This is a genomic window from Achromobacter sp. 1011811831 (genome assembly GCF_059760905.1).
Window position 1 is genome coordinate 90,780 of record NZ_JCBANG010000010.1, and the last position, 17,461, is coordinate 108,240.

Below are 17,461 nucleotides of genomic sequence, written 5' to 3' on the forward strand. Positions count from 1 at the left end.
CAGGCGTCCACGGCTGTCCAATGATTTGTTGAAAAGCGCTTCATAAGCATCTTTAATAAAGCTCAGCCCACTTTCCGGATCCGACCATGGACCTGAAGCACATCCGCAGCTTTGCCGCCGTGGCCCGCGAAGGCAACCTGACACGCGCCGCCGAGCACCTGCACCTGACCCAGCCCGCGCTCAGCCTGCAGCTCAAGAGCTTCCAGGAGTCGCTGGACCTGACGCTGTTCTCGCGCAGCGCGCAGGGCCTGTCACCCAACGCCGACGGCCGCGCGCTGCTGCCGCCGGCGCTGCGCGTGCTGGACGCGCTGGACGATTTCCAGCGCGCCATCGCCACGCTGCGCGACACGCTGCAGGGGGAATTGCGGCTGGGCACCATCCTCGATCCGGAGTTCCTGCGCCTGGGCGCCGCCTTGCAGCATCTGATGGCGCGCTATCCCAAGCTGCGGCCCATGCTGCGCCACGGCATGTCCGGCTCGGCGGCGCGGCTGGTGCGCGCGGGCGAGCTGGACGCGGGTTACTTCCTTGGCCCGCTGGACGCGCCGCGCGCCCAGCCCCCGCTGCACGCGCAGCCGCTGGCGGCCTTCTCCTATTACGTGGTCGCGCCCAAGGGCTGGGGCCAGATGGTCAGCGGCCGGGGCTGGAAGGAAATCGCCGCCCTGCCCTGGATCTGGACGCCGCCGGACTCGGTCCACCACCGTCTGCTGGCGCGCAAGTTCGCCGAGCTGGATGCCGTGCCCAACGCGGTGGCTGAGGTCGACCAGGAGGCCTCCATGCTGGATCTGGTGCGCTCGGGCGTGGGCCTGTCGCTGGCGCGCGACTCGCTGGCCCTGCGCGAATCGCAGACGCACGGCCTGCTGCTGGTGCAGGGGCTGGAGATCCGCACCGAGCTGTCCTTCGTCTGCCTGGCCTCGCGCAGCGAGGAACCGCTGGTGGCGGCCGCCTTCGACGCGGTGCGCGCGGCCTTCTCCTGATACGGCCGCCGCGCGTCTGCACGCAGCGGACAGCGCGCGCGCTATCCGGACAGCCGGCATGACGCCGCGTAAATAAACACGCAATACCGGCATTGCGCGGATAGCAGGCGCAGGTCCCGGCTATGTCCGCGCGCCCCCTCGGCCACACCATGCGTCTCAATGAAACCGCGGCGCCAGGCGCAAGCGCCCGCCGCGAACGAGGCCAACTGCAAAGGGGAAATCGCATGAAGGATCTGGAAGGCAAGGTCGCCATCGTCACCGGCGGCGCCACCCTGATCGGCGCGGGCGTGGTGCGCGCGCTGCGCGGCTATGGCGTGCGCGTCGCCGTGCTGGACGTGGACGGCGCGGGCGGCGAGAAGGTCGCCGCCGAAGACCCGCAAGGCTGCCGCGCCTGGCAGGTCGACATCACCGACGACGCGCGGCTGGAACAGTGCGTGGCCGAGGCCGCCAGGCACTTCGGCCGGCTGGACTTCCTGGTCAACCTGGCCGCCACCTACCTGGACGACGGCGCCGCATCGGGCCGCGCGGACTGGCTGCGCGCGCTGGACATCAACCTGGTCAGCGCGGTCATGGCCGCGCGCGCCGCGCGCCCCCATCTGGTCGCGGCCGGCGGCGGCGCCATCGTCAACTTCACCAGCATCTCGGCCAAGGCCGCGCAGACCGGCCGCTGGCTCTATCCGGTGTCCAAGGCCGCGCTGGTCCAGCTCACCCGCAACATGGCGATGGACTACGCCGGCGACCGCATCCGCGTCAACTCGGTATCGCCGGGCTGGACCTGGTCGCGCGTGATGGACGAGATCACCGGCGGCGACCGCGCCAAGACCGACCGCGTGGCCGCCGACTACCACCTGCTCGGCCGCGTCGGCGATCCGCGCGAAGTGGCCGACGTGGTGGCCTTCCTGCTGTCGGGCCATGCCTCCTTCGTCACCGGCGCCGACTACGCGGTCGACGGCGGCTACTCGGCCATGGGCCCCGAGCAGGCCAAGCCCGCCATTCCGCGCCTGGCCGAATAAGGCCCGCGCCATCCCTTGCCGCAATCCGGACATTCCATTCAGGAGAACTTGATGACTCGAATCGCAATCGTGGGCGGCGGCCAGGCGGGCATGCCGCTGGCCCTGGGCCTGCTGGACAAAGGCTATGACGTGACCGTGGCCACCAACCGCAAGCCCGACGAGGTGCGCGCCGGCCAGGTCATGTCCAGCCAGTGCATCTTCGACCCGGCGCTGCAGATCGAGCGCGATCTGGGCATCGACGAATGGGGCGATGCCTGTCCGCCGGTCGAGGGCATCGGCTTCGCCGTGCCGCATCCGGAGCAGGCCGGCGCCAAGGTCATCGACTGGGCCGCGCCGCTGGACCGCCCGGCCCAGGCCGTGGACCAGCGCCTGAAGATGCCGGTGTGGCTGGAACGCTTCGCCGCCCGCGGCGGCAATCTGCTGATCCAGGACGTGGGCGTGGCCGAGCTGGAAGCGCTGGCGCAAAGCCACGACCTGGTCATCCTGGCCGCCGGCAAGGGCGAGGTGGTCAAGCTGTTCGAACGCGACGCCGCGCGCTCGCAGTTCGACAAGCCGCAACGCGCGCTGGCGCTGACCTATGTGCATGGCCTGGCGCCCTCGCCCGATTTCTCTCGCGTGTCCTTCAACCTGGTGCCCGGCGTCGGCGAATACTTCGTGTTCCCCGCGCTGACGCTCAGCGGCCCCTGCGACATCATGGTGTTCGAGGGCGTGCCCGGCGGCCCGCTGGACTGCTGGCGCGACCTTAAATCGCCGGCCGAGCACCTGGCCGCGAGCAAGCGTTTCCTGGACACCTACCTGCCCTGGGAAGGCGCGCGCGCCGCCAAGGTCGAGCTGACCGACGCCAAGGGCATCCTGGCCGGCGCCTTCGCGCCCACCATCCGCAAGCCGGTGATGACGCTGCCGTCCGGCAAGCTGGTGTTCGGCCTGGGCGACGCGGTGGTGGTCAACGATCCGGTCACCGGCCAGGGCTCGAACAACGCCACCAAGGCCGCCAAGGTCTACCTGGACGCGATCCTGGCGCACGGCGACGCGCCCTATACGCGCGAGTGGATGCAACAGACCTTCGAGCGCTACTGGGACTATGCCAAGTGGGTGGTGCAATGGACCAACTCGCTGCTGCTGCCGCCCCCGCCACACATCCTGCAGGTACTGGGCGCGGCGCAGCAGTCGCCGGGGCTGGCCGGCCTCATCGCCAACGGCTTCAACCATCCGCCCAGCTACTTCCCCTGGTGGAGCGACGCCGCCGAGGCCGGCGAGCTGCTCAAGCGGCACCAGGCCGTGGCGCGCGCCGCCTGACCGCCCGTGCATGAGGAACCCAGCATGAGCACGCTCCTGGCCGTCCGGCAATGCCATGAAGCCCCCGCCTGCGCCGCCTGGGGCAGCGTCGACCTGGCGCCCCGCGCGCTGCGCGACCTGCTGGGCAGCTATCCGACCGGCGTGGCCATCGTCACGACGCGCGCCGCCGACGGCCGCAACGTGGGGCTGACCATAAACTCCTTCGCCTCGCTGTCGCTGGATCCGCCGCTGGTGCTGTGGAGCCTGGTGAACCGCTCGCCCAACCTGGCGGTGTTCCGCGACAGCGCGCATTTCGCGATCAACATCCTGGCCAGCGGCCACGAGGCGCTGGCGCGGCGCTTCGCCGATCCGGCGGTGCCGGACAAATTCGCCGACGTGACGGTGCGCGAGACGCCCGAGGGCGTGGCCGCCATCGACGGCGCGCTGGCCACCCTGGTCTGCGTCCACGACCACTGCCGCACGGTGGGCGACCACCTGCTGCTGGTCGGCCAGGTGGTGCGCGTGGCCAGCCAGCCCAGCGAACCGCTGGTGTTCCATGCCGGCCGCTTCACCTCTGTGCCGGCCCGCGCCCCGACCGTCCCGCCATCCCAACCCGGAGATTCCCAGCCATGAGCGCCCCGGCCCTCCTGCCCGAACTGGCCCTGCGCATGGCGCGGGGCGCCGTCCGCGTGGTCGACCTGACCCAGACCCTGTCGCCCTCGTTCCCGGCGCTGCAGCTGCCGCCGCAATTCGGCCAGGTGCAGGCCTTCAAGATCGAACGCATCTCTCACTACGACGAGGCCGGCCCCGGCTGGTATTGGAACAACTTCTCCTGTGGCGAGCACACCGGCACGCACTTCGACGCCCCGGTCCACTGGATCAGCGGCCGCGACCATCCCGCCAACAGCGTCGACACCATCGCGCCCGAGCACTTCATCGCGCCGGCCGTGGTGCTGGACGCCAGCGCCGAGGTCGCGCAGGACGAAGACTGGCTGCTGACCGTGGAATTCATCGAGGACTGGGAACGTCGCCACGGCCGCATCCCGCCGCGCGCCTGGGTGCTGCTGCGCAGCGACTGGTCGCGGCGCGCGCGGGACCCGGCCGCCTTCCTCAACCTGCGCGAGGACGGCGCGCACACGCCCGGCCCGACGCAGGAGGCCGTGCAATGGCTGATCCGCGAGCGTGACGCGCACGGCTTCGGCGTGGAGACCATCAACACCGATGCCGGCCAGTCCCATGCCTGGCCGCAGCCCTATCCCTGCCACACGCTGATGCACGGCGCCAACCGCTACGGCCTGCAATGCCTGAAGAACCTGGACCAGCTGCCGCCGCAGGGCGCCATGATCCTGGCCGCGCCGCTGAAGATCGAGGGCGGCTCGGGCAGCCCCTTGCGCGTGCTGGCGCTGGTAGAGCAGGCATGAGCGCGCCAAGCGAAACCCAGGTGGTGTTCGTCGGCAGCGGCATCAATTCGCTGGTCGGCGCGGCGCTGCTGGCCGTGCGCGGCAAGCGCGTGCTGGTGCTGGAACGCAACGACCGGCTCGGCGGCTGCATCCGCACCGAGGAACTGTTTCCCGGCTACCGCCACGAGGTGTTCTCGTCCTGGCATCCGCTATTCGTCGGCAGTCCGGGCTATGCCGAACTTAAGTCCGAGCTGGAACAGGCCGGGCTGGAAGTGCTGTGCGGCGACTATTCGACCGGCCTGGTCGGTCCCGACGGCCGGGGCCTGGCGCTCAGGCAGGACATGGCCGACGCCGCCCGGCGGCTGGACGCGCTTTCGCCCGGCGACGGCCAGGCCCTGCAGGACATGGCCGCGCGCATGTTCGGCGAGGACGCCGCGCTGACCTTCGGCCTGCTGGGCAAGAACCCCTACAGCTGGGACCTGCTCAAGCTGCTGTACAGCGAATGGCGCAAGCGCGGCCTGGACGGCATGACCGCCTTCGCCGCCGGCGCGCTGGAGAATTTCCGCCGCTGGTCCGAGCGCACGCTGCGCTCGGACGCGGCGCGCGCGCTGATCGCGCCTTGGACCCTGCATTCCGGCCTGGGGCCGGACGATGCCGGTTCGGCGCTGATCGGCAAGCTGACCTTCGCCGCCGTGGTCAGCGGCGGCATGCCGGTGATCAAGGGCGGCGGCAGCCGGCTGGTCGAGGCGCTGGCCCGCGTCATCGAGAATCGCGGCGGCCAGCTGCTGACCAACGCGCAGGTGGACCGCGTGCTGGTCGAGGGCCAGGGACGGCGCGCCCGCGCCGCCGGCGTGCAACTGGCCGACGGCCGTCGCGTGCGCGCCCGCGACGCCGTGGTCTGCAACGTCACGCCGCAACAACTCTACGGCCAGCTGCTGCCCGACGCGCCGCCGCCGGCGCGCGAGCGCGCGCAAGCCTATCGCTACGGCCGTGGCTGCATGCAGCTGCATTTCGCGCTGAACGCGCCGCCAGCCTGGATGGAGCCCGAGCTGGTCAAGGTGCCGCTGGTGCACCTGACCGAAAGCCTGGAACAGGTCTGCGCCTCGGTCACCGAGGCCAACAACGGCCTCTTGCCCGCGCGTCCAACGCTGGCCATCGGCCAGCCGGTGGCGGTGGACCCGTCCCGCGCGCCCGAGGGCGGCTGGATCCTGTGGATCCAGATGCAGGAGATGCCCGCGCGCCTGAAAGGCGACGCCGCCGGCCAGATCGACACGCCCGCCGACGGCCGCTGGAACGAGGCCGTGCGCGAGGCCTATGCCGACCGCGTGCAGGCCCGCCTGGAACGCGTCATGCCCGGGCTGGCCGAGCGCATCGTCGGCCGCCGCGCCTACTCGCCGGCCGACCTGGAGGCGCTGAACTGCAACCTGGTCGGCGGCGATCCGTACTCGGGCATCTGCTCGCCCGACCAGTTCTTCTGGCTGCGCCCCTTCGCCAGCGGCGGCGGCGCGCGCGGCCACCGCACGCCGGTCGCCGGCCTGTATCACATCGGCGCGTCCACCCACCCCGGTCCCGGACTGGGCGCGGGCTCGGGCACGCTGGTCGCCCGGGAGATCGCGCGGAAATAGCGGCCCGACGCCCCGGGCCTTGCCACACATTCCGGCGCGCGGATCCGTCCGCGCGCCCGGGACGGCCGCGCGCGCCTTCCGCCCATCAAGGGCGACGCGCGCCACGCCAGCCAGTTGCCGTACCAACAACAACACACCGTGGTTAGGAGACAAAGCTATGCGTAAATCCATGCCCGCCTGGGCTCTACTGCTGGCGTCGGCCCTGGGGCCGTCCGCGGCGCTGGCCATCGAGGGCGGCGCCCTGCCGATCTATCCCGACGGCCTGGAAAACTACATGGTCGGCGCCCTGCCCCCGCCGGGCGTGCACTTCCTGACCTATGGCGGCGCGCTGCGCTACGACACGCTGCGCGGCAACAGCGGCGAGTCGCTGGTGCGCGACTTCAAGGTCAATGTCAACATGCTGGCGCCGCGTCTCATCTGGGTCGCGCCCCAGCCGGTGCTGGGCGGCAGCCTGGCGCTGCACACCGTGGTGCCGCTGTTGGACGTGGACTTCCGCGCCAACGGCGCGCGCTTCAAAAGCTCGGGCCTGGGCGACATCGCCGTGGGCGCGGCGCTGGGCTATCACGCCTCGCCGGCGCTGCACTATCTGTTCGGCGTCGACGTCTACGCGCCCACCGGCAAATACGACGCCAAGGATCCGTCCAGCCTGGGCAAGAACTACTGGACCATCCAGCCCCTGGCCGCGCTGACCTACACGCAGCCCACCGGCCTGAACGCCGACCTGAAGGTCATGTACGACTTCAACCAGCGCAACAGCGACACGCGCACCCGTTCGGGCCAGGCGATCCACGCCGACTACAGCCTGGGCTGGGGCCTGGGCGGCGGCTGGGTGGCGGGCGTGGGCGGCTATGTCTACCAGCAGGTCACGGACGACAAGGGTCCCAACAGCGCGATGGGCAAGGCGCGCGCCCTGGGCGTCGGTCCGTCGATCCGCTACGCCAGCCAGGGCGGCTGGCTGTTCACGCTGAAGTGGCAGAAGGACTTCGAGGTGCGCAACCGGCCCGAGGGCAACCAGTTGCTGGCCAAGCTGGTGATTCCGTTCTGAGGGAAAGGCGCCGGGACCGCCTGCGGTTCCGGCGCTGAATGGCGCGCGGACTCAGTGCCGCCGCAGCGTCTGGCTGGGCGTTTCCAGGTAACGGGCCTTGTAGTCATTGCTGAAACGGCCCATGTGCGCGAAGCCCCAGCGCAGCGCCACGCCGGCGACGCTGGCGGCCTCGCCGCTCAGCAGCTCGGTGCGCGCGCGTTCCATGCGCAGATCGCGCAGGTAGTGCATGGGGCTGACGCCCAGGAATTCCTTGAAACCGCTGTAGAGACTGCGCACGCTGACGCCGGCCACCTGCGCCAGCTGCTCGACGCTGAGCGGTTCGTGCGCGTGCGCCTGCAGGTAGTCCTGCGCCCGCCGCACGTGGCGCGGCAGGATCGAGCTGCGCCGCGCCGGGGCGGTCTCGCTGTAGTTGTGCAGATGCGAGGTCAGCAGGATCGAGGCGGCCAGCTGCTCGACCTGCGACAGCACCAGCTTGTGCTGCTCCAGGTCGGGATAATGGGTGGCGCAATCGACCAGATAGGACAGCAGGCAGCTCCAGGGCGCGCAGTCGCGCCAGCGAAAGCCCAGCTCGAAATGCAGTGGCTTGTCCAGCGGATGGCCCAGGTAGCCGACCAGCGTGCGCTCGACCAGCGAGCGCGAGATGCGCAGCATGACCTGGTCGTTGCCGGCCTCCCAGCACATGCGCGTATCGCATTCGGGGCTGAGCACCGAGGCCAGGTCCGGCGAGGAATCGATGCGCTGCCCGCCGCTCTCGATGGCGGCCGTGCCGCACAGCGGCATCTGCACCAGGAAGAAGCTTTCCAGCGGCCCCGGCTCGATGCGCACGGTGGCGCCGTAGCGCAGCCGGCTCAGCGACAGGTCGCCCAGCCCCGTGTAGTGCATGCGCGCGTCCAGCCGCTCGCCGCCGGCGGTGCGGGTCAGCTGGTGGGGTTTCATGACGCGCCCGACCATCGAGCGCACCTCGTCCAGGTCGGTGGAGGCGAACAGCAGCTTTTCCGGCGCGTTGAGCAGCCGGTCGATGGGCGTGCCGGTGGCGGGCGTGCGCGACGGCGCGGCCGAGGACGGGGACATCGGGATCAACGTAGTGGGCATGGTTGCTGCCTCCCTTGGGGCCTGGCTGTCAGCCTGATCTTGTCTGGGCATCCGGTTACCCGCCGGCTGCGCCCTGTGCGCCGCAGCATCCGCGCAACGCCTTGTCCCGCGCCGCCGCAACCCTGCAGCAGCTCTGGACTTGCACAGATCCTACTACGCGCATTCACGCGGCGCGCCACAGGAAAACCCGCCTTGGGCGGGGCCGGCTATCCGCTGAGTGCTTACACTATCCGGATAGTGCTTGAAGCATAAACATATGAAACCTGCGAGTTTGGCGCAAGTGCCGGTTGAAGAAATGCTGACGGCCAGTTGAGCGCGTGGCCTCGCCCTGGCCTTGCCGCGCCGCTTCCCCGCGCTCGCCTCGCCTCACACGTCGCCCAGCACGTCGCCCCGCTCATCGCCCGGCAAGTCGCGCCGGCTTCAGCGTCCCTGCCAGTAGCGCCCGTTGTGCTGCCTCTCTCCACGCACCCGCAATTCGGCAGGCAGGGATTCTGCCACCACCGCGCCATCCCGGTCGTTGCGCCAGAAGCGCGCGCCGGCCGCCGCCCAGCGCTGCTCCACCGCCGGCGCCGGATGGCGGAAGCGGTTCAGCATGCCGGCCTGGGCGATGGCGTGCCCCGCGCGCGTGGCGGCGATCAGTTCAAGGCTCGACGAGGTGGCCGAGCCATGGTGCGGCGCCATCACCACGTCCGTCGGCGGCAGCGCGGGCGCGAGCGCGCGTTCCTGGGCCACGCCGATGTCGCCGGTCAGCAGCAAGGAATGCCGCGCGCCCTGCACGCGCAGCACGCAGCTATCGGCGTTGGGGTCCGCCGGATCCCTCTCGGCCGCCAGCGGATGCAGGAACGCGAAACGCAGGCCGTCGACTTCCCAGGCCTGTCCTCGCGCGCAGCGCAACCGTGCGACAGGCGGGACATGGGCGCCGGCATCCGCCCGCCCCTCCGCGATCCGCGCCGCGCGCGCGTCCCGCGCCAGAAAGGCGTCCAGGTCAAAGGACGCATGGCTGCGCGCCACCGCCACCGCGCTCAGCACCGCCCGCGTTCCACCGACATGGTCCATGTGCACATGTGAGAGCACCAGATCATCCAGCATGCGGACGCCGCGCGCGCGCAGATAGGGCGCCACCACCCGCTCGCCGACATCGGATCCGCCCCGATGGCGCGGCCCGGCATCGAACAGCAGCGCGCGCGTGGCGGTTTCGAGCAGCACCGCGCCGCCCTGCCCCACGTCCAGCGCCGTCAGCCGCCAGTATCCCGGCTCGGGCCGCTCGGGACGCCAGCACAGCAGCGGCAGCATCCATAGCCACCCCCAATGGCGCCCCGGCCAGCCTCGCGCCTGCAAGGCCCAGGCCAAGCCCGCCAGCGCCAGCAGCAGCCAGGGCCAGGGCGCGGCCGCCACGTCGAAGCTGGCCCAGGATGCCTCGCCCACCCAGGCGACGGGCATCATGGTCAGGTCGAATACCGCCAGCCCCGCCTGCCCCGCGCCGGCAGCCAGGCGTTCCGCGCCCGGAATCGCCGCGAACAGCGCGCACAGCAAAGACAGGGGCGTGACCAGGAAACTCACCGCCGGTATCGCCACCGCGTTCGCCAGCGGCGAGCCCACCGACACCTGGCCCACCCAGAAGGCCAGCAGGGGCGTCAGCCCCAGCGTCACCAGCAGTTGCAGATGGCTGGCCTGCCCCACCCTCGCCGCCACGCGGCGGCCCAGGCCGGCCGACGGATCCACCGGCGCCGCGACGATGCGCAGCAGGATGGCGACCGCGCCGAACGACAGCCAGAAGCCCGGCGCCATCGGCGCCCAGGGGTCCAGCGCCGTCACCAGCGCGGCGGCGACGGCCAGCACCCGCCCGCCCGTCAAGGGCAGGCGCGACATGGCCGCCGCCAGCACCGTCGCCAGCATGAAGAAGGTGCGCCGGGCCGGCACGCCCCAACCCGCCAGCAGGCAATACAGCAACGCGACCCAGGCCGCCGCCATGCCGCCCACGATGCGTGACGGCGCGCGCTCGGCCAATCCGGTGCCGCGCCAACGCGCGCGCCGCCACAGGAACGCGGCCAGCATGCCCGCCACGCCGGCGATCGAGGTGACGTGCATGCCGCTGATGGACACCAGATGCGTGATGCCGCTGCGGTTGAACAGCCGCCAGTCCTCGCGCGCCACGCCAGCCTGGTCGCCGATCGCCAAGGCGATCAGGACCGGCGCGTAGCGATGCCCGTCCAACGCCCGGCGCATGCCCACGCGGATACGGTGACGCGCGCGCTCGATCACCACGCCGGGGCCGGCCCAGGGACGGTCGGCCACGAATCTCGGCTGGCCGCGCACCGTGCCGGTGGCCCGCAGGCCCAGCGCGAACATCCGGCCTTCCGCATCCGGCAGGCCCGCGTTGCGCAGTCCCGCCGGGCGGCGCAGCACCAACGCCATGCGCCAGACCTGCCCCGGCGCCAGCGCCGGCAGGTCCGGTCCGTCGGGCGGCGCGTGCCACGTGACCAGCAGGCGGGAGGGGATGCCGGACGGCGCGGGTTCCAGCGTATCCGCGACGAAGCGCCAGCGACGGGCATCGCCGTCCGGCAGCCCGGTCACCAGCAAAGTCAGGCGCGCCACCTGGTCGTGGTGCGCGTCGGACAAGCCGTCGTCGAGGCGTGTCTGGGCCTGCCAGCTGGCGTTGAGCAGGCCGGCGGACAGGCCCAGGACGAGCGCGGCGGTCAGCTTCCAGACGGCGCACCTCGGCCGTCGCAGCGCCAGCGCCGCCAGCAGGATCGCGGCCAGCAGCGCGACACGCGCCGCCGGCCCCGGCAGGTCCGCCAGGGTCTGCGTCAGCGCCGCGCCGGCGACAAAAGCGAAGCAGAAAAATCGGCCAGTGATGTGCGCTCCCTGCCAACACAGGATGCGGGCCGCAAGATGAGATCACGGCCGGGTGCCGGCAGAAGCTAGCGTAGGTCGTGGATAAAGGGCTTCGACGCGAAGGTGCACGGATTTGCTACTAAGTATCGACCGCAACGGCTACTACCGACCAGACACTGACCATACATTGGTGCTTCCCTTGAGAGAAGACGACCACGATCGCCAACCTTTTCATGTTGTCATGGACAAGAAAGACAAGGGCGCCTACTGGCGCCCTTGTCTTTTCTCGTCAGCAACTGAGCAATCAGGCTGCCACGGCCTTAGCCTGCTTTCCGCTGAAATACCCCTGAATAGTCAGCATGGCATGCATGCTCTTGACGATCTCGCTCTGCACCTGACGCGCAGAACGCAGATTGTCCAGCCCCCTCTGCCCATTCGGGTAAAGATCGCTCAACCAGACACCATCAACAAAACGACCAACCTGCGGTCCGCCGGCTCGAATATCTGCCAAATACCCACCATTTTCGAGGTGGAACCGGTGATACGGGATGTTCGGAACATCGAACGTCACCGAACTATCGTTCCAAAACGACAGAACCTGCGGACTTGCTACGAGCCGGACTCGCCAGCATCCATGTTCGTACGTTTCGGGGCGATAAACATCGCAGCGCACCGGGGCCAACGCCGACAAGATAGCGCGAGCCAAACCAGCCCTGACCCAGCCAACACTGTTGCGATCATCACGCTGGTGCTCAACGGCATAGACATACATGCCACCGTTCCAGACTCCGTCGACCAACTGTGCCGTCAACAAGCGACCATCGTGCGCGGATCGCACGATAGGCTCAACCTGCTGCGACCGGTGGTCTGACGTGGAATCAATACGGAACGGCTCAGCACTACCGGCATCGCGTTCGGGCAAGACAAAGACCAGATCACCATGCACGGGACGTTCGTAGCCAGACAGCTCGACACGCACGTCATACCAGACTTCACGAACCGGCTGAAACTGACGTTTCTGGATATCGATCTTCAGCGTCACGCCGTCAAGCAAGACGCCCACCGAACATGCCGTCAACGGATCAGTCAAAGTGGACAGTCGCGCGATGAAAGCTGCACGATTGAAGGTGTCGTCTTCAACCGGTTCCTTGCTGGCAAGAAAGGCAGCGTGGCTCTTGAAGCCGTATGCCGCAGAGAGTGCTTCGATCAGATGGCTATTGCTAACATGAAACAGATTGCCAACTGCTGCACCGATAACGTTCGCACGGGAGGGCAAGAAATTGCCCATATAGATAGACATGAAAAATCTCCGAAAGGATGTAGAAGTGAACTTACAGTCCTGACCGTCGAGTCCGCAGGACGTCACCCATTCGGGAGAAGTACTGGTACTGCACCACCCTAACCGGATGGTGTTTTGAGCCGACGGCAGCTCAGGCGAATGCCCTGGCGAATAGCCAGCGGTCACGATACCGTTGCCGCAGTCAAAAGGCAAGCTCTGTGTAAGGTACGTCGACAATCCCCTCGCAATAGACTGAGCTTCGAGAGCTGCAAGAACCATGACTGGTGCATGACAGCAACCGAACCCATCATGGCTACCGGAACCGCAGATTCCCCCGCCCCAGTTCCCCCACCGACTTGCACCCCATCAGCCGCAACGCCCGCTCGATCTCCACCCGCATCAGATCCAGCGCACGCTCCACTCCCGGCTGGCCGGCGGCGGCCAGCGGAAACAGGTAATAGCGTCCCAGCCCCACGGCCTTGGCGCCCAGCGACAGCGCCTTCAGCACGTGCGTGCCGCGCTGCACGCCACCGTCCATCATCACGTCGATGCGGTCGCCCACCGCGTCGACGATCTCGGCCAGCTGGTCGAAGGCGCTGCGCGAGCCGTCGAGCTGGCGGCCGCCGTGGTTCGACAGCACGATGCCGGTGCAGCCTATGTCGGCGGCGCGGCGCGCGTCCTCGACCGACATCACGCCCTTCAGGCAGAACTGGCCGCCCCAGTGCGCGACCATCTCGGCCACGTCGTCCCAGGTCATGGACGGATCCAGCATCTCGGTGAAATAGCGGCTGATGGACATGACGCCGCCGCCCATGTCCACGTGGCCGTCCAGCTGGGGCAGCCGGAAGCGCTCGTGCGTGAAGTAGTTCAGCGCCCAGCCGGGCTTGGCCATGAACTGGGCGATGCCGGCCAGGTTGAGCCGGAACGGAATGGCGAAGCCGGTGCGCTTGTCGCGCTCGCGGTTGCCGCCGGTGATGCTGTCCACCGTCAGCATCATCACCTGCACGCCAGCCTCCTTGGCGCGCGCCATCATGTCGCGGTTCAGGCCCCGGTCCTTGTGGAAATAGAACTGATAGACCTGGGGGCCGCCGCTGATCCGGCGCGCTTCCTCCAGGCTGACGGTGCCCAGCGACGAAACGCCGAACAGGGTGCCGTGCCTGCCCGCGGCGGCCGCCACGGCGCGTTCGCCATCGTGATGGAACAGGCGCTGCAGGGCCGTGGGCGAGCAATAGACCGGCAGCGCCAGCTTCTGGCCCATCACGGTCACGGACATGTCCACATCGGCCACGCCGCGCAGCACATTGGGCACCAGGTCGCAGTTCTCGAAGGCGGCGGTGTTGCGCGCGTAGGTGGTTTCATCGTCGGCCGCGCCGTCGATGTAGTTGAAGATCGGCCCGGGCAGGCGCCGGCGCGCCATGGCGCGGAAGTCGTGGAAATTGTGGCACTGGTTCAGGCGCATCGCGGGACCTTGGGACGGGCGTGGACGACGAAGGCGAAACCGGCGTGCAGCCATGCCGGGCGGACACATAGTGTAGGGGCTGCGCTCCCCGGACGGCCCGGACACGGCTGCGCGCCCGCCAACTTGACAAGCGCAGCCCCCGCTCGGAACATACCCTCCCAGTTCCGCCGCGCCGCCGCCCTCGCCTACACTGCCGCGCCCGCTCCGCGCGCGGCCTCGCATCCGCGGCCCGGCGCCCCCGGCCAGCCGCGCAACCAGGATCCGCCGGCATGGCTGACGCACGCAACGACCAAGACTCCCTCGTCCTCACCTCCCTCGCCCACACCTCCCGCGACCTCCACGCCGCGCTGCGCCGCGACGCGCCGCTGGTGCAATGCCTGACCAACTTCGTGTCCATGAACTACGCAGCCAACGTGCTGCTGGCCGCCGGCGCCTCGCCGGCGATGGTGCATGCGGCCGAGGAAGCGCCCGAGTTCTCGCGCATCAGCGGCGCGGTGGTCATCAACATCGGCACGCTGTCCCAGCCCTGGCTCGACAGCATGCTGCTGACCGCGCAGGCGGCGTCGCAGGCATCGGTGCCCTGGGTGCTGGACCCGGTCGCCCACCATGCCACCGCCTTCCGTCGCGACGCGGTGCGCCGGCTGCTGGCGCTGAAACCGGCAATCATCCGCGGCAACGCGTCCGAGATCATCGCACTGGCTGGTGGCGCCAGCGCCGGGCGCGGCGTGGACGCGGGCGATCCGGTGGCGCAGGCCGAGCAATCGGCGCGCGAGCTGGCGCTGGCGCAGGAGACCGTGGTGGCCGTCACCGGCGAAGTGGACTACGTCACAGACGGACACCGCGCCGTGCGCATCGCCGGCGGCGATGCGCTGATGCCGCGCGTCACGGCGACGGGCTGCGCGCTGACCGCGCTGACGGGCGCCTTCGCCGCCGTGGCGCGGCAGGCCGCCGACAGCGCGGGATCGCGGCAGGCGCCCCGCGCCGCCGGCTCGCGACACGCGGCCTACGCGGCGGCGGTCGCCGCCCTGTCCTGCTTCGCCATCGCCGGCCGCCGCGCCGGCGCGCTGGCCGATGGGCCGGGCTCTTTTGCCTGGCGTTTCCTGGACGCGCTGGCCGCCTTGCGGCCGGACGACCTGGTCGCGGAATCGCCGCTGCGCCCGTGACCGTCCCTCGCCGCGCATGACCGCCTGATGACGGCCGCATGACCGCAAGTTGCGGTTGCAACCGGGTCTTCCGTGTCATGGATGGGTCACACGGCGTCCCCAGAATTCGTCTCCTTCATATCCGGAGGAATGACGATGAAGCCCGCCCTGCGCAAGATCTTCGCCCTGTCGGCCAGCGCCGCCCTGCTGGCCGGCCTGTCCGCCTGCGGCAGCGACGATGACGATGATGACGCGCCCCCGTCCAACGCGCTCAAGGGCGCCACGCTCGATGTCGCCATCCTGGGCACGACCGATCTGCACGCCAACGTGCTGGGCTACGACTACTACAAGCTGGCCGAGGACAAGAGCTATGGCGTGGACCGCACGGCCACGCTGATCGCCGAGGCCCGCAAGCAGAATCCGAACACGCTACTGTTCGACAACGGCGACACCATCCAGGGAACGGCGCTGTCCGACTACCAGGCGCTGGTCAAGCCGGTGCAGTGCACGGACATGATCGCCATCTACAAGCAGATGAAGCTGCTGGCCTATGACGCGGCCACGATGGGCAACCACGAGTTCAACTACGGCCTGCCCTATCTGTCGCAGATCACCAACGTGGACTTCGGCCTGAAGGGCATCGCCAAGGGCACGCCGCAGACCAATCCCGCCGGCGCCAAGGATTGCGCGGCGCCAGGCTTTCCCTTCGTGTCGGCCAACGTGGTGTCGGCCCAGAGCAAGCAGCCCATCTTCAAGCCCTGGGTGGTGCTGAACAAGACTTTCAAGGCCACCGATGCCGGCGGCAAGGCGGTCGACGTAACGCTGAAGGTGGGCGTGATCGGCTTCGCGCCGCCGCCCATCCTGCAATGGGACAAGGCCAACCTGGAAGGCCACGTCGAGGTGACGGGCTGGAAGGAAACGGCCGCGCGCTATGTGCCGGAAATGAAGGCGGCCGGCGCCGACCTGATCGTGGCGCTGGCGCATGGCGGCATCGACCTGAAGACGCCCTACAGCGCGTCCATGGAGAACGGCGCGGCTTATCTTACCCAGGTGCCGGGCATCGACGCGCTGATCACCGGCCACCAGCATCTGCTGTTCCCGGACACCAACCCCAAGTCGCAGTTCGCCGGCCAGCCCGGCATCGACCTGGCCAAGGGCCTGATCAACGGCGTGCCGGCGGTGCAGGCCGGCCAGTGGGGCAACAACCTGGGCCAGATCAAGCTCAGGCTCGCCTATGACAAGGGCTGGAGCGTGCAGAAGGACGCCACCCAGGTGCAGCGGATCTCCACGCGCCTGACCGCGCAGAGCGGCAACACGCCCGCCACCTACGTCGCGCCCGACGCGGCGACGCAGCAGCTGGTGCAGGTCGAGCACGCCGCCACCATAGCCTACGTCAAGACGCCGATCGGCGCGGCGCAGTTCGACATGTCGACCTACTACGCGATGGCCGGCGACGTGTCTGCGCTGCAGATCGTCAACATGGCGCAGATCGACTACCTGAAGGACTACATCGCCCGCAACAACCCGTCCTATGCCGCCCTGCCCATCCTGTCGGCGGCGGCGCCGTTCAAGGGCGGGCGCAATGGCCCCGGCGACTTCACCTTCGTCAAGCAGGGCAACATCGCGATCAACAACGCGGCCGACCTGTACCTGTACCCCAACACGCTGCAGGTGGTGCGCGTCAGCGGCGACATCGTGCGCCAGTGGCTGGAGAAGACGGCCGAGCAGTTCCGCCTGATCGACCCCGCCCAGGTGGCGCCGCAGGACCTGGTCGACACGACCTTCCCCACCTTCAATTTCGACGTGCTGTATGCCGAGGGCAATACGCTGCGCTACGAGATCGATGTCACCAAGCCGGTGGGCTCGCGCATCGCCAACCTGACCTACAAGGGCGCTCCGCTCAATCCCGCCACCCAGTTCCTGGTCGTCACCAACAACTACCGCGCCAGCGGCGGCGGCGACTTCCCGGGCCTGGCCGGCGGCAAGGGCGACATCGTGCTGCAGGCGCCGGACGCCAGCCGCGACGTGCTGATCAGCTACATCAAGCGCCATCCCTCGCTGGACCTGGCCACCTACGGCCTGGACCGCAGCTGGCGCTTCGTCAAGCTGGCCGGGCAGGCCGGACCGGTGGTGTTCGCCTCGGTGCCGGGCACCCTGGCGATGGCCACGGCGCATGGCGTGGGCAACGTGTCCGTGCATGACGCCACGCCGGATCCGGTGACGCAGCTGTCGCGCTACAAGATCGACCTGACGCAATAGGCGCGGGCCGGCGGCGGACATCCGCCGCCAGGGTCGGAACCGCCGGCTCCCATGCATGGGAGC

At 69.4% G+C, this 17,461-nt stretch carries 13 protein-coding genes; 9 read left to right on the plus strand and 4 right to left on the minus strand.

The window, feature by feature from the left end:
- Positions 1–86: 86 nt before the first annotated feature.
- The 7 genes from AC6LJ9_RS06365 to AC6LJ9_RS06395 all read left to right on the plus strand — a co-directional run bounded on the left by AC6LJ9_RS06365 (position 87) and on the right by AC6LJ9_RS06395 (position 7,332).
- On the plus strand, positions 87–974 hold the full coding sequence (locus AC6LJ9_RS06365) for a LysR family transcriptional regulator (RefSeq protein WP_212320692.1): 888 nt from the start codon (positions 87–89) through the stop codon (positions 972–974).
- Positions 975–1,198: 224 nt separating this feature from the next.
- On the plus strand, positions 1,199–1,987 hold the full coding sequence (locus tag AC6LJ9_RS06370) for an SDR family oxidoreductase (protein WP_498146894.1): 789 nt from the start codon (positions 1,199–1,201) through the stop codon (positions 1,985–1,987).
- 51 nt (positions 1,988–2,038) lie between these two features.
- Positions 2,039–3,283, plus strand: a complete 1,245-nt coding sequence (locus AC6LJ9_RS06375; RefSeq protein WP_498146895.1) for a styrene monooxygenase/indole monooxygenase family protein — start codon at positions 2,039–2,041, stop codon at positions 3,281–3,283.
- 24 nt (positions 3,284–3,307) lie between these two features.
- On the plus strand, positions 3,308–3,895 hold the full coding sequence (locus AC6LJ9_RS06380; protein WP_498146896.1) for a flavin reductase family protein: 588 nt from the start codon (positions 3,308–3,310) through the stop codon (positions 3,893–3,895).
- Positions 3,892–4,683, plus strand: a complete 792-nt coding sequence (locus AC6LJ9_RS06385) for a cyclase family protein (RefSeq protein ID WP_498146897.1) — start codon at positions 3,892–3,894, stop codon at positions 4,681–4,683. The genes AC6LJ9_RS06380 and AC6LJ9_RS06385 overlap by 4 nt, the downstream gene beginning before the upstream one ends.
- Complete coding sequence (locus AC6LJ9_RS06390) at positions 4,680–6,287, plus strand: phytoene desaturase family protein (RefSeq protein ID WP_498146898.1); 1,608 nt, start codon at positions 4,680–4,682, stop codon at positions 6,285–6,287. The genes AC6LJ9_RS06385 and AC6LJ9_RS06390 overlap by 4 nt, the downstream gene beginning before the upstream one ends.
- A 157-nt stretch (positions 6,288–6,444) precedes the next feature.
- Positions 6,445–7,332, plus strand: coding sequence for a SphA family protein (locus AC6LJ9_RS06395; protein ID WP_392409418.1), 888 nt, complete (start codon positions 6,445–6,447; stop codon positions 7,330–7,332).
- A 51-nt stretch (positions 7,333–7,383) separates the two neighbouring features.
- Here AC6LJ9_RS06395 and AC6LJ9_RS06400 read toward each other — a convergent pair whose 3' ends face one another.
- The 4 genes from AC6LJ9_RS06400 to AC6LJ9_RS06415 form a co-directional block, all read right to left on the minus strand.
- Entirely contained in the window at positions 7,384–8,424 is a 1,041-nt protein-coding gene (locus AC6LJ9_RS06400) for an AraC family transcriptional regulator (protein WP_249205369.1), read from the minus strand.
- 420 nt (positions 8,425–8,844) lie between these two features.
- Positions 8,845–11,223, minus strand: coding sequence for a DNA internalization-related competence protein ComEC/Rec2 (locus AC6LJ9_RS06405; protein ID WP_498146909.1), 2,379 nt, complete (start codon positions 11,221–11,223; stop codon positions 8,845–8,847).
- 340 nt (positions 11,224–11,563) lie between these two features.
- Complete coding sequence (locus AC6LJ9_RS06410) at positions 11,564–12,559, minus strand: hypothetical protein (RefSeq protein WP_498146899.1); 996 nt, start codon at positions 12,557–12,559, stop codon at positions 11,564–11,566.
- Positions 12,560–12,851: 292 nt separating this feature from the next.
- On the minus strand, positions 12,852–13,997 hold the full coding sequence (locus AC6LJ9_RS06415) for an alpha-hydroxy acid oxidase (RefSeq protein WP_498146900.1): 1,146 nt from the start codon (positions 13,995–13,997) through the stop codon (positions 12,852–12,854).
- A gap of 269 nt (positions 13,998–14,266) precedes the next feature.
- On the opposite strand from AC6LJ9_RS06415, the gene thiM reads away from it, so the two are divergent.
- Together thiM and AC6LJ9_RS06425 are read left to right on the plus strand one after the other, a co-directional pair.
- Positions 14,267–15,160, plus strand: coding sequence for a hydroxyethylthiazole kinase (gene thiM / locus AC6LJ9_RS06420; protein WP_498146901.1), 894 nt, complete (start codon positions 14,267–14,269; stop codon positions 15,158–15,160).
- 135 nt (positions 15,161–15,295) lie between these two features.
- Positions 15,296–17,398: a 5'-nucleotidase C-terminal domain-containing protein gene (locus AC6LJ9_RS06425; protein ID WP_212320973.1), complete on the plus strand. Its 2,103-nt coding sequence runs from the start codon at positions 15,296–15,298 to the stop codon at positions 17,396–17,398.
- The last annotated feature ends 63 nt before the right edge of the window (positions 17,399–17,461 follow it).

Excerpts from the sequence above, each read along its gene's own strand:
- AC6LJ9_RS06425 (WP_212320973.1), top strand. The coding sequence starts at position 15,296 with ATGAAGCCCGCCCTGCGCAAGATCTTCGCCCTGTCGGCCAGCGCCGCC.
- AC6LJ9_RS06415 (WP_498146900.1), bottom strand. The coding sequence starts at position 13,997 with ATGCGCCTGAACCAGTGCCACAATTTCCACGACTTCCGCGCCATGGCG.
- AC6LJ9_RS06410 (WP_498146899.1), bottom strand. The coding sequence starts at position 12,559 with ATGTCTATCTATATGGGCAATTTCTTGCCCTCCCGTGCGAACGTTATC.
- AC6LJ9_RS06380 (WP_498146896.1), top strand. The coding sequence starts at position 3,308 with ATGAGCACGCTCCTGGCCGTCCGGCAATGCCATGAAGCCCCCGCCTGC.
- AC6LJ9_RS06375 (WP_498146895.1), top strand. The coding sequence starts at position 2,039 with ATGACTCGAATCGCAATCGTGGGCGGCGGCCAGGCGGGCATGCCGCTG.
- AC6LJ9_RS06400 (WP_249205369.1), bottom strand. The coding sequence starts at position 8,424 with ATGCCCACTACGTTGATCCCGATGTCCCCGTCCTCGGCCGCGCCGTCG.
- AC6LJ9_RS06365 (WP_212320692.1), top strand. The coding sequence starts at position 87 with ATGGACCTGAAGCACATCCGCAGCTTTGCCGCCGTGGCCCGCGAAGGC.
- AC6LJ9_RS06395 (WP_392409418.1), top strand. The coding sequence starts at position 6,445 with ATGCGTAAATCCATGCCCGCCTGGGCTCTACTGCTGGCGTCGGCCCTG.
- AC6LJ9_RS06370 (WP_498146894.1), top strand. The coding sequence starts at position 1,199 with ATGAAGGATCTGGAAGGCAAGGTCGCCATCGTCACCGGCGGCGCCACC.
- AC6LJ9_RS06390 (WP_498146898.1), top strand. The coding sequence starts at position 4,680 with ATGAGCGCGCCAAGCGAAACCCAGGTGGTGTTCGTCGGCAGCGGCATC.
- AC6LJ9_RS06385 (WP_498146897.1), top strand. The coding sequence starts at position 3,892 with ATGAGCGCCCCGGCCCTCCTGCCCGAACTGGCCCTGCGCATGGCGCGG.
- thiM (WP_498146901.1), top strand. The coding sequence starts at position 14,267 with ATGGCTGACGCACGCAACGACCAAGACTCCCTCGTCCTCACCTCCCTC.